The sequence below is a fragment of the Aliiroseovarius sp. M344 genome (genome assembly GCF_025140835.1).
GTDB lineage: Bacteria > Pseudomonadota > Alphaproteobacteria > Rhodobacterales > Rhodobacteraceae > Aliiroseovarius.
The window spans coordinates 653783-665270 of record NZ_CP081153.1 but is presented as its reverse complement, the minus strand read 5'-3'; the positions used below and the strand labels follow the sequence as shown (position 1 = coordinate 665270).

11 protein-coding genes are annotated in these 11488 nt (G+C 56.8%); 6 read left to right on the top strand and 5 right to left on the bottom strand.

What is annotated here, in order from left to right:
- Positions 1-4: 4 nt before the first annotated feature.
- Positions 5-691 (bottom strand): rhomboid family intramembrane serine protease, encoded by a 687-nt coding sequence (locus K3556_RS03245; RefSeq protein ID WP_260518296.1) that lies wholly within the window; start codon positions 689-691, stop codon positions 5-7.
- A 99-nt stretch (positions 692-790) separates the two neighbouring features.
- On the opposite strand from K3556_RS03245, the gene trpS reads away from it, so the two are divergent.
- The 4 genes from trpS to K3556_RS03225 all read left to right on the top strand — a co-directional run bounded on the left by trpS (position 791) and on the right by K3556_RS03225 (position 3921).
- Positions 791-1816, top strand: coding sequence for a tryptophan--tRNA ligase (trpS, locus tag K3556_RS03240; protein ID WP_260518295.1), 1026 nt, complete (start codon positions 791-793; stop codon positions 1814-1816).
- Between the two features lie 126 nt (positions 1817-1942).
- On the top strand, positions 1943-2578 hold the full coding sequence (locus tag K3556_RS03235) for a CDGSH iron-sulfur domain-containing protein (protein WP_260518294.1): 636 nt from the start codon (positions 1943-1945) through the stop codon (positions 2576-2578).
- Positions 2579-2658: 80 nt separating this feature from the next.
- Positions 2659-3225 carry a hemerythrin domain-containing protein gene (locus tag K3556_RS03230; protein ID WP_260518293.1) on the top strand — a complete coding sequence of 189 codons (567 nt, stop codon included), beginning with the start codon at positions 2659-2661 and terminating at the stop codon, positions 3223-3225.
- Between the two features lie 54 nt (positions 3226-3279).
- On the top strand, positions 3280-3921 hold the full coding sequence (locus K3556_RS03225; protein WP_260518292.1) for a TIGR02453 family protein: 642 nt from the start codon (positions 3280-3282) through the stop codon (positions 3919-3921).
- A gap of 12 nt (positions 3922-3933) precedes the next feature.
- Here K3556_RS03225 and hisG read toward each other — a convergent pair whose 3' ends face one another.
- Genes hisG through hisS form a run of 3 tightly spaced genes read right to left on the bottom strand, consistent with a single transcriptional unit; the run spans position 3934 to position 7212 of the window.
- On the bottom strand, positions 3934-4632 hold the full coding sequence (hisG, locus tag K3556_RS03220; protein ID WP_260518291.1) for an ATP phosphoribosyltransferase: 699 nt from the start codon (positions 4630-4632) through the stop codon (positions 3934-3936).
- Entirely contained in the window at positions 4629-5732 is a 1104-nt protein-coding gene (locus tag K3556_RS03215; RefSeq protein WP_260518290.1) for an ATP phosphoribosyltransferase regulatory subunit, read from the bottom strand. The genes hisG and K3556_RS03215 overlap by 4 nt, the downstream gene beginning before the upstream one ends.
- Entirely contained in the window at positions 5725-7212 is a 1488-nt protein-coding gene (hisS, locus tag K3556_RS03210) for a histidine--tRNA ligase (protein WP_260518289.1), read from the bottom strand. The genes K3556_RS03215 and hisS overlap by 8 nt, the downstream gene beginning before the upstream one ends.
- A 158-nt stretch (positions 7213-7370) precedes the next feature.
- Here hisS and K3556_RS03205 point away from each other — a divergent pair, with 158 nt between their 5' ends.
- Positions 7371-7565 carry a SlyX family protein gene (locus K3556_RS03205; protein WP_260519163.1) on the top strand — a complete coding sequence of 65 codons (195 nt, stop codon included), beginning with the start codon at positions 7371-7373 and terminating at the stop codon, positions 7563-7565.
- 15 nt (positions 7566-7580) lie between these two features.
- Positions 7581-7886, top strand: coding sequence for a hypothetical protein (locus K3556_RS03200; RefSeq protein ID WP_260518288.1), 306 nt, complete (start codon positions 7581-7583; stop codon positions 7884-7886).
- An 83-nt stretch (positions 7887-7969) separates the two neighbouring features.
- Here K3556_RS03200 and dnaE read toward each other — a convergent pair whose 3' ends face one another.
- On the bottom strand, positions 7970-11485 hold the full coding sequence (gene dnaE / locus K3556_RS03195; protein ID WP_260518287.1) for a DNA polymerase III subunit alpha: 3516 nt from the start codon (positions 11483-11485) through the stop codon (positions 7970-7972).
- Positions 11486-11488 lie beyond the last annotated feature (3 nt).

Sequence of the window (11488 nt, the reverse complement as noted above, 5' to 3'; positions counted from 1 at the left end):
CTGCTTATCGTTTGCGCAAGCGTGTCAGAACCCGCGACCAGCCTCCTGGACTGACAAGGAATGACAGCCCGAAACCAGCGACAAAGCCCGCAATCTCGGACACCCATGTTAGCCCGGCACCGAACAGCAAGCCAAAAATCAGCTGAAGCCCCATCAGAAACGCGATGATACGAAAAGCAGAAAGTTGGTTCCCGCCTGTCGCCGCAAGGTTGGTCCACATGAGAAACGTGTAGGCACCTATCAGACCGTAAACTGAAGGATAGCCGCCAAACAGCACCACCGGCGTGTCCCAAACCACCCAATAGGCCAGCGCCCCGGCGATTGACGCCCCAAAGAACACCACCAAGAATGCGAATGGTGAGAACACTTCGCCCACCATTTTGCCAAGGGCCAGCAAGAAAACGAGCACAAACAGCAGATGGGTAAAACTCAGGTGCAAAAACGGATAGGTCACGAAACGTGCCAGATCCGGTAGCGGAAAGCGCCAATTCTCGACCATCCATGCGAAAAGCGGTTCGCGGAAGCCCCACTCTTCGATCATCGAAATCCGCCAACCCGCAGCTTGCGGTCCGCCAACCAGTCCAGCACTGCCTGCTGCAAACACGATTTCGATGCCCACCAAGAAGACCGCCAGCGCGATCACGACGGGCGGCAGCGGGTTCACGGGGGTTTCTTCACGATAACTGCTCATTTCGGGCTCTCCTTGGCCTCTTCTGTGCGGGCCTTTCTTGACGGCCATTGTCCACATGGGTAAGCGACGAAGGATCAGAAATCCAGACGGAGTGAAAACATGACCAATCACACGCCGCGCGTCTTTTCGGGCGTCAAGCCTTCGGGTGGGCTGCAATTGGGCAACTACCTTGGTGCCATCAAGCGATTTGTGGACATGCAAGGGCAGGACTTCGAGGCAATCTATTGCGTCGTGGACCTGCATGCGATCACCGTCTGGCAAGACCCAAAAGAGTTACAAGACGCCACGCGCGAAGTGACGGCTGGATATTTGGCCGCCGGTATCGACCCAGAAAAATCAATCTTGTTTAACCAGAGTCAGGTCTCTGCGCACGCAGAGCTTGCATGGCTTTTCAACTGTGTTGCCCGGGTTGGCTGGATGAACCGCATGACTCAGTTCAAGGACAAAGCAGGCAAGAACGCTGAGAAAGTATCGCTTGGGCTCTATGCTTATCCGGCGCTGATGGCCGCTGACATCCTGCTGTATCACGCAACCCATGTGCCCGTCGGCGAGGACCAGAAGCAACATGTTGAACTGACGCGCGACATTGCAGCCAAGTTCAACCACGATTTCGGCGCGGAAGATTTCTTCCCGCTTCCGGAACCCATCATCGAGGGTCCCGCAACACGGGTTATGAACCTGCGCGATGGTTCGAAAAAAATGTCCAAGTCGGGTGACAGCGACATGGAACGGATCAACATGACCGATGACGCAGACACGATAGCAAAGAAATTCAAAAAGGCGCGCACCGATCCCGAGCCCCTGCCCGATACGCTGGACGGTCTTAAGGGACGACCAGAGGCGCGCAACCTTGTTGATATCTATGCAGGCCTGTCAGAAACCACGCCAGAGGCTGTGATCGCCGAATATGCAGGCGCGGGCTGGGGTCGGTTCAAGCCTGCCTTGGCTGATTTGGCTGTTGAAAAACTCGGGCCGATCTCAACCGAGATGGCGCGCTTGATGAATGACCGGACAGAAATTGACCGCGTGCTGGCCGCAGGTGCTGAAAAGGCAGATGCAGTTGCGCAGCCGATCCTTGATCAAACTTACGAAATTATGGGCTTTTTGCGGTCCCGGGCGCGATAACAACCCGCCGGAATCGTTTGAATCTGAAAAGGGCGTGGGGAAACCTGCGCCCTTTTCGCTCTTTGGTGATTTGGTGTTCAATATGTTGTCGACTAGTCTTGAGAGAAATGGATTTAGGAGCGCGCTATGAAACGGAAAGAATACTCTGGTCAGGATATTGCTGTAACTTTCGACTTGGGCCGGTGCATCCATTCACGCAACTGCTATCTGCAGTTGCCCGACGTGTTTGACCCGTCAAACAGACCATGGGTTCAGCCCGACAAAGCAACAGCTGCGGACGTTATGGCGGTGGTGCGCAACTGTCCATCTGGTGCGTTGGCTTTTCGACGTGGCGACGGCACGGAAGAAGCCCCACCGAGAATCAACCGGCTCGCAATCTTGGAAAACGGGCCTTTGGTGCTGGCAGGTGACGTGTGCGTCGAAGACGGTGATGCCCAGACGCGCGTGGCCTTGTGTCGGTGCGGGCGATCGAAAAACAAGCCATATTGCGATCACAGTCATGTGGAGGCCGAATTCTCAACAACGGGTGAACCGTCTCCGAAAACGCCACCCGACGGTGACGGACAGGGCGGTGCAGTCAGGGTCGACCGAGTTGCAGATGGGCCATTAAAAATAGACGGCAACGTCGAGATCTGCACCGGCACGGGCAAGCGGATTGCCACAGTTGGCAAGGCTTTTATGTGCCGCTGCGGTGCGTCCAAGAACAAACCTTTTTGTGACGGCAGCCACAAAGGGATCGACTTCAAAGACGCGCCGTCCTGACGTCCATGCCAGCTCTGGTCTTGGGCGGTCCAGATATGGCACCCCTTGAAGTGTTATGTTATAACGCTATCTGTACTGACATGACACATCTACCAAATATCAGACAGGAGGCTTTGCCTGAGGACATGCGCCTCCTGCTTCGGGACTATCCACGCGATGCGTGGCCGGACCACCCGAATTTCGCAGTGTCCATTCAGAACTGGATGGGGGCACATATTATGTTCGGTCAACTGGCCGAGCTGGTCCGTGCGAACGCCGAAGGGTATCTGGATAAACAGATTGCACCCGACGACCACGCCCGACGCTTATCGCAATACGGAAACCTATTGGTGCAAAACCTTCACGGCCATCACCACTGGGAGGATCGCAGTTTCTTTCCGGAACTGTCATCCGCAGATACGCGTTTCGACAAAGGTCTGGACACGCTGGAAGCTGACCACATTGAGCTGGATGATTTGCTGGATCGTTTCACCCGACAAGCCAACCGGGTGGTAACTTTAACGCAATTGGATGAAACTCAAGCCTATGAAGAAGCTTATGCGGTGCGGGATATGACATCGGTACTTCAGGGGTTTCTGTCGCGACATCTGACTGACGAAGAGGATCTGGTTGTGCCAATCCTGTTGCATCACAAGATGCGGGGCTAAGAACAGCCGCCTGTGCCGAAAGGCGCAGGCGACACCGAAGGGAGGGGGGGAGAGATGTTTTCAACGGAAACCATCACGTATTTGCAGGGCCTACAGGCCAACAACACGAAAGAGTGGTTTGAGGCGAACAAAGCGCACTATGTCACGCATATAAAAGACGCGGCCGCACAGTTCTGTGACGACCTCGCGCCGCGGTTGGCGGCGCGCTATGACACCAAGGTTACGAGCAAAGTGTTCCGCATCCACCGGGATCTGCGCTTCTCGAAAGACAAAACGCCATACAACGCTCATGTGCATATCGGGTTCACCGACGCGATGACCGCGGCAACGTGGATGTTTGCACTGCACCCGGACGGGCTTGTCATCGGCTTCGGGGTGTTTGTTTTTGAGAAATCAAAACTGGCACAGTGGCGCGACGCGGTTGCCGGTTCGGCTGGGAACGAACTGACAGATGTCCTTGACAACGCATGTAAAACTGGCTTGCGCTTGCCGGAGCCCGAGTTGAAGCGCGTGCCAGCCCCCTACGAAGATGACCACCCCAACGCGGACTTACTGCGGCGCAAAGGACTTGCGATCTGGCAAGATGGATTGCCACTGGACCGGGCTTTCGGCCCAGACGCGGGTGCGGCAATCTCTGATGCAATGCAGGTGTTCGATCCGGTACGCAATTGGATGTTGAATGCTTTGCCGCGGTGACCACAACCGTTGTCAGTTCTGGATGCCCAGTTTTTTGCAGAGCAAACTTAGCGTTGCGCGATCCGCGTCAGACCAATCCGCCTTGCGCGACTTGAACAACGTCGCCTGACTTTTGTGGACCGGCCCGCCTGACAGAATTTTCAGATGGTTGGCACGCAACGTCTCGCCCGTCGAGGTGATGTCCGCCACGGCCTCGGCGGTTTCGTTCTTGACGGTCCCTTCTGTCGCACCCTGGCTGTCCACCAATTGATAGTCCGCCACCCCGTAGTCGCGCAGGTGATCACGGACCAGTCGGTGGTACTTTGTCGCGATGCGAAGTCGGAACCCATGATGCTTGCGGAAAGCTGCGGCAACCGCATCCAGATCATCCAGCGTGTTCACATCTACCCAGCATTTTGGCACAGCGATGATCAGGTCGGCATGCCCAAACCCCATCGGGGCCAGTTCCAGGACTTTCTCTTCCCACGCGCCCAGCTTCTCGCGAACAAGATCAGACCCTGTAACGCCCAAATGAATGCGCCCTGCGGCCAGTTCACGCGGGATCTCGCCGGCGGACAAAAGCACCAGCTCCACGCCGTCAATACCGTCTATGGCAGCAGCATATTCACGGTCTGAACCGGTACGCGCCAATTCGATTCCAGACGCTCCGAACCAGTCAAACGTCTTTTCCATCAGCCGCCCCTTGGAGGGCACGCCCAGCTTCAAAGTCATTGTTCCGCCTCGCCTGTCAGTTCCAAGGTCAATTCGGGTCGGATCACGCCACCGACAGCGGGAATGTCACGCTTTTCACCGTTCTGGTTGCCCAGCACACGAGTCAACGCATCATAGCGTCCGCCGGTCGCGACGGGCGGCAAGTCTGGCCGGGTTTCAGAGTAGAAGCCGAACACGAAGCCGTCGTAGTACTCCATCGACGTGCGCCCATAGCTGCCTTCGAAATCCAGCGTTGCCACGTCGACACCGCGCTTGGCCAAGGCGTCGGCGCGGGCTTCCAGCCGATCTACAGCATTGGCTATCGCAGGCATGTCGACAGCAAGATCGCGCAGATGCTCCAACACGTTTTCCGTGGTTTCCCGCAGCCCAAGCAAATCATCCAGCAGCTCGACCTCTTGTTCGGAAATCGGTGCGGTTGCGGCGTCCAATTGCAGCGCTTCGACCCGCGCGGCGATCTCGGCTGGTGATCGCAAGCCGATGTGAGGCGTGTCAGTCGCCAATGGGTCCTGCAAAGCCAGCAGGGCCTCTCGCCCATCAGGCATTGGCGCGCGCCCGGCGAACCGATCAATCAACGCCCGAAACCGCCGTGGACGCCAGACGTGGCGAAGCAATGCCGCCTTGCGCCGATCCGTTGTGCCCAATCCGCGCACCGCGGCCAGCAACAGACCCATGTCACCAGTGGCGGCCCGCAGGTTCAACGGCTCCAGCACTTCTTTCAACAACGCGAAAACTTCGGCGTCGGCTTCAATCGGCGCGGCTCGGTCAAACACTTCGTACCCGACCTGAAAATATTCTGACGCCCTGTGGGTGACTTCTTCCTGCGCGCGAAACACTTCGCCCATATAGGCATAGCGAGCAGGTTCAGCCCCACCAGCCATATGCATCTGGACTACCGGCACAGTGAAGTCAGGACGCAGCATCGCTTCGCCAATATCCGGATCATGGGTCACGAACGCGCGGGCGCGTATGTCTTCACCATACAGATCCAAAAGGGTTTCGGCGGGTTGCAGAATATCAGCTTCGACGACGCAGGCACCGCGCCCCTCAAAGAACTCCAGAAACCGAGCGGCTTCAGTGCGAACTTTGGCCTTGTCAGTCATTGGATGCCTCAATGATCTCACGTACTTTGACGACCAGATCGGCGCGGTCGCATTCAAACTGGCTGGGCCGTTCTTTCCATTCTTCAAGCGTGGCGCTTTCGGCGATTTTTGCCCCCAGCACCAAGTCCTTAATTTGCACTTTGCCGGCTTCGAACTCGTCAGAGCCTGCAATCACCGCCACAGGGGACGCCCGCTTGTCCGCATATTTCAACTGGTTGCCGAAATTCTTTGGGTTACCAAGATACACTTCCGCGCGAATACCGGCATTGCGCAGTTCGGCCACCATCGCCTGATAATCGGCAAGACGCGCCTTATCCATCACCGTCACAACGACCGGACCAATAGCCTTGCCCCCCATGCGTCCCTTGGCCCGCAACGCGGCCAACAATCGGTCCACGCCAATCGACACGCCAGTCGCAGGGACCGCTTGCCCGGTAAACCGCTTGACCAGATCATCATAGCGCCCGCCCCCGGCGACAGACCCAAACTGGCGCGGACGACCTTTTTCGTCGAGGATTTCAAAGGTCAGTTCGGCTTCAAACACAGGTCCGGTATAATATCCAAGGCCGCGCACGACCGAGGGGTCGATCTCGATCCGGTCGGGGCCATATCCTTGTGCGGCGAGCAGAGTTGCAATTTCCTCCAACTCGGAAACGCCTTCGGTGCCAATAACACTTTGGCCCACGGCATTGCGAAGGTTCGCCAATGTCTGATCGGCAGTGGCCCCTTTCGATGTCAGGAAAGCCAGAACCGGTTCCGCTTGCGCATCGGTCAACCCAACCCCGTCGATATACGCCCCCGAAGCATCCAGACGACCTTTGCCCAAAAGCTCGCGCACGCCGGCTTCGCCAACCTTGTCAAACTTGTCGATGGTGCGCAGGACCGCGTCGCGTGTCGGACCTTCGTCCACGCCCATAACCTCGAGCACGCCATTCAAAACTTTGCGGTTATTCACCCGTACAACATAGTCACCGCGCGGGATACCAACGGTTTCCAGCGTGTCGGCCAGCAACGCACAAATCTCGGCATCCGCCGCCATGCTCGCCGTGCCAACGGTATCAGCATCGCATTGATAAAACTGACGAAAACGCCCCGGCCCCGGCTTTTCATTGCGCCAAACCGGTCCCATTGCATACCGACGATAAGGCGACGGCAGATCATTTCTGTGCTGCGCATAGACGCGTGCCAACGGCGCCGTCAGGTCATAGCGCAAGGCCATCCAATCGCCATTGTCCTTCTCGTCATACTCTTGCCACGCAAAGACACCCTCGTTGGGCCGGTCGACATCGGGCAGGAACTTGCCCAGCGCTTCGACTGTCTCCACCGCCGAGCTTTCCAGCGCATCAAAGCCATAGCGATGATACACAGCCGCAATCTGGTCGAGCATCAGCTTACGCTCGTCCACCTCTGCGCCGAAATAATCGCGAAACCCCTTGGGCGTAATCGCCTTGGGGCGGGGCTGTTTCTTCTGCTTGGCCATGTCTGGTCCCGGTTCAGATAAGTATCGCGGGCGGTCTAGCCGATGGGGGCAGCAGGGGCAAGGAAAGCCTGCTTTTCTTCACGAATTGGCACGCACTGCAAAAACCTCTGGGTCTTGCCCGGAAGACGCGTTATCACGCGGCCATGACAGATGATCGCCTGACCCAGCTTGAAGAAACCGTCGCCCACCTGACCCGTCAGGTCGAGGAACTGAACGATGTCGTCACGCGTCAGGACGCCGAACTGTCCAGAATGACCCATCGCGTGAAAATGCTGATGGAACGCGAGGCTGAACGCGAGATGGCGAATTCAGGTGGTGTTGTCATCGGCGATGAGCGGCCACCGCATTATTGAAGGCAAGCTCCACATATGCTTGGATTTTTTCGCAGCAGACGACAAAAAGCTCTAAACTCTCTCGACCTGTACGGCGATCTGGACGAAGTCGAAATTCTCATCGCCATTGAGGACGCATTCGGCATTCAGGTGAGTGATGACGAAGCTCAAACCATGATCACAATGGGTGACTTGGAAACGGTCGTTCGCCAAAAGCTCGAAGGCCACCCAGAGTTCGACCCGATTTGGGCACTGCTAGTAACAATTGCAGAGCATCACTCAGGTTCAAAAGCCACGATTAATCGAGAAACTACGTTTCTCTCTTCTGAATCAAAAAAATAGCTGACTAGCGGTACATTGTCATCTGCCTGAATCGCTCCGATGTGATATGGATTTGTGACGACGGTTTGCGAGAGGCAACGCTCCTAAACCTCCTCCACATCAATCACACCATTTAGCGATTTCAGCGCGCCCTTGATCTGGGGGTTTAACGGAAAGGGTTGACCCAAAGTCATCTCGACCTCACCCGGTAACGAGGGGTCCATCAGGCAGACAGAGACCTCTCCGGGTCGTATATTGCGCGCTTTCTCGGAAGCATCTTTCAAAAGATTGGCAACCTGCGTCAGCGCATCTGCCTGATCCAGATACAGTTTCAACGCCATCCCGCCTGCATCCGCGACAACATTGTCGATGGGCGAGATTGAGCGCGCCAGAAGCTTCAACTGGTCGGCTTCCATCGTCGCCTCAACGGTGACAACGACATTGGCACCGGTTTCCAGGTAATCACGGCACTTCTCTAACACGTCTGAGAAGATCGTAACCTCGTATTGCCCTGTCGGGTCTGTCAGTTGCGCAAAGGCGAAACGGTTTCCACGAGCCGATTTGCGTTCCTGCCGCCCGGCGACAGTGCCCGCAAGCTTCGCGATAGAGGCGCCGCGTTCCGCCTTTTTCTCCAACTCAGCAAGCGACATGATCTGTTTGCGTTTCAGCGCGGGCATGTAATCGTCGAGTGGATGGCCTGACAGGTAAAAGCCAATGGCTTTATGTTCCTCGGCCAATCGTTCGCTGGGCAGCCAGTCTCCGACAGGGGACAGACGCGGTTCGGGCAGATCGTCGCCCGCTTCCCCGAACAAAGATACCTGATTGGACGCGCGTTGTTCGTGAATCGCGGCAGAATAGCCGACCAACGCATCAAGGCTGTCAAAAACGCGACGCCGGTTGGGGTCAAGCTGATCGAAGGCACCTGCCCGCGCCAGCATTTCCATCGGGCGTTTTCCGACGCGTTTCAGATCGACCCGTCGGGCGAGGTCGTAAAGCGTCGCGAAGGGCTTGTCGGTTCCATCCATCTTGCGGCCTTCCACCACAAGGTTCATCGCCTCGACACCCACATTCTTGAGCGCGCCCAGCCCGTAAACAACACGGCCTTCACTGACGCTAAACAGCGCCTGTGAACGGTTGACGCAGGGCGGCACCACCTCGATATCCATGCCCCGGCGGACCTCGTGGGCATAAACGGACAGTTTATCTGTCAGATGAATATCGCAGTTCATCACACCGGCCATAAATTCAACGGGGTGGTTCGCCTTTAGCCAGGCCGTCTGATAGCTGACCACCGCATAGGCCGCGGCGTGGGATTTGTTGAAGCCGTAGTTGGCGAACTTCTCCAGCAGATCGAAAACTTCCGACGCTTTCTTGGCCGGCACGCCGTTTTCGGCAGCGCCCTTTTCGAACTTCGGACGCTCGGCGTCCATCGCCTCTTTAATTTTCTTACCCATCGCACGGCGCAGCAGGTCAGCGCCACCAAGCGAGTACCCCGCCATGACCTGCGCGATCTGCATCACCTGTTCCTGATAAACGATAATACCTTGGGTTTCCTCAAGGATATGGTCGATCAGGGGATGGACGCTTTCGATTTCACGCAGCCCGTTCTTGACCTCGCAATAGGTCGGGATGTTCTCCATCGGGCCGGGGCGATACAACGCCACCAACGCCACGATGTCTTCAATACAGGTGGGCTTCATGCGCCGAAGCGCGTCCATCATGCCAGTCGATTCCACCTGAAACACGGCGACGGTTTTTGCGGCAGCATACAGCTTGTACGTCGCTTCATCATCCAGCGGGATGGTGTTAATCTCGTTCTCGGTGCCTTCGGGTGGGTCATACAGCGCCTCACCATTCGGTCCCGTATGGATATCACGCCCCTGCCCCCGGATCAGGTCCACAGCATTCTGGATAACTGTCAGCGTCTTCAGACCCAGAAAATCGAACTTCACCAGCCCGGCCTGTTCCACCCATTTCATATTGAACTGGGTGGCGGGCATGTCGGATTTCGGGTCCTGATACAGCGGCACCAACGCATCCAACGGCCGATCCCCGATCACAACCCCCGCCGCATGTGTCGAGGCATTGCGTAAAAGCCCCTCAACCTGTTGGCCATAGGTCAACAGACGGTCGACCACTTCTTCGGCACGTGCTTCTTCGCGAAGGCGTGGCTCATCCGCCAAAGCCTTTTCGATCGAAACCGGCTTCACGCCCTCAACCGGGATCATCTTCGACAACCGATCCACCTGGCCGTATGGCATTTGCAAAACGCGGCCGACGTCGCGTACGGCGGCTTTAGACAACAGAGCACCGAATGTGATGATCTGGCCGACCTTGTCGCGTCCGTATTTCTCTTGCACATAGCGGATCACTTCCTCCCGGCGATCCATGCAGAAGTCGATATCGAAGTCAGGCATCGACACCCGTTCTGGGTTCAGGAAGCGTTCGAACAGAAGCGAGTAGCGGAGCGGATCAAGGTCGGTGATCGTCAGGGCATAAGCCACAAGCGAACCAGCACCCGATCCCCGACCCGGTCCCACGGGAATCTCGTGATCCTTAGCCCACTTGATGAAGTCCGCAACGATCAGGAAATAGCCGGGAAAGCCCATGCCTTCGATAATATCCAGCTCGAAATCGAGCCGCTTTTGATAATCCTCTACCGAAACAGCATGAGGGATCAGCGAAAGCCGATCTTGCAACCCGGCATTTGCCTGGCGGCGCAGTTCGTCCACTTCATCATCCGCGAACTTCGGCAAGATCGGGTCGCGCCGATAGGCCATGAAGGCGCAGCGACGGGAGATTTCCACCGTATTATCAATGGCCTCTGGAAGATCCGCGAATAACGTGATCATCTCTTCAGGGCTCTTGAAATAGTGCTGAGGAGTCAGACGGCGACGCCCCTCCTGTTGATCAACATAAGCGCCTTCCTTGATGCAAATCAGCGCATCATGGGCTTCATAAAGCTTCTGCTTCGGGAAATAGACATCGTTGGTCGCGACCAACGGTATACCCATTTGATAAGCCAGTTCGACAAAGCCCTGCTCGGTCGCGCGTTCGGCTGGCGTCAGCTGTCCGCCTTCGCCCGGGTGGCGTTGCAATTCGATATACAAGCGGTCTTCAAAGCAAGTGTGCAGTCGCTGCATCAACGCCTCGGCGGCTGGCCGTTGACCCGCTTGCAGAAACTGGCCGACCGGACCTTCGGCACCACCCGTCAGGCAGATCAGGCCAGCCGAATACTGCTCAAGTTCTGCCAGCTGCACTTGCGGCAGCTCGCCGCCTTTGTCGATGTACAGGCAGGAATTGAGCTTCATGAGGTTTTCATACCCGTGCTCATTCTGCGCAAGAAGAACAACCGCCGCAGCCGGGCGAGCTTTCTCTCCGGGTGCGGGTGTTTCAAACACCACGTCAACCTGACAGCCCATGATAGGCTGCACGCCTTCGCTTGCGGCGGTGACCGAAAACTCCAGCGCGGAAAACATATTGTTCGTATCAGTCACGGCGACCGCCGGCATACCTGCAGCGGCGCAAAGACCCGGCAATTTTTTAACCGGCATTGCGCCTTCCAGAAGTGAATACTCGGTGTGGACGCGCAGGTGAATGAATCGGGGATGTTTCGTCATTGG

What these genes read in the sequence shown, in the direction of transcription:
- K3556_RS03245 (WP_260518296.1), bottom strand. Translation starts at nt 691, where the DNA reads ATGAGCAGTTATCGTGAAGAAACCCCCGTGAACCCGCTGCCGCCCGTC.
- trpS (WP_260518295.1), top strand. Translation starts at nt 791, where the DNA reads ATGACCAATCACACGCCGCGCGTCTTTTCGGGCGTCAAGCCTTCGGGT.
- K3556_RS03235 (WP_260518294.1), top strand. Translation starts at nt 1,943, where the DNA reads ATGAAACGGAAAGAATACTCTGGTCAGGATATTGCTGTAACTTTCGAC.
- K3556_RS03230 (WP_260518293.1), top strand. Translation starts at nt 2,659, where the DNA reads ATGACACATCTACCAAATATCAGACAGGAGGCTTTGCCTGAGGACATG.
- K3556_RS03225 (WP_260518292.1), top strand. Translation starts at nt 3,280, where the DNA reads ATGTTTTCAACGGAAACCATCACGTATTTGCAGGGCCTACAGGCCAAC.
- hisG (WP_260518291.1), bottom strand. Translation starts at nt 4,632, where the DNA reads ATGACTTTGAAGCTGGGCGTGCCCTCCAAGGGGCGGCTGATGGAAAAG.
- K3556_RS03215 (WP_260518290.1), bottom strand. Translation starts at nt 5,732, where the DNA reads ATGACTGACAAGGCCAAAGTTCGCACTGAAGCCGCTCGGTTTCTGGAG.
- hisS (WP_260518289.1), bottom strand. Translation starts at nt 7,212, where the DNA reads ATGGCCAAGCAGAAGAAACAGCCCCGCCCCAAGGCGATTACGCCCAAG.
- K3556_RS03200 (WP_260518288.1), top strand. Translation starts at nt 7,581, where the DNA reads ATGCTTGGATTTTTTCGCAGCAGACGACAAAAAGCTCTAAACTCTCTC.
- dnaE (WP_260518287.1), bottom strand. Translation starts at nt 11,485, where the DNA reads ATGACGAAACATCCCCGATTCATTCACCTGCGCGTCCACACCGAGTAT.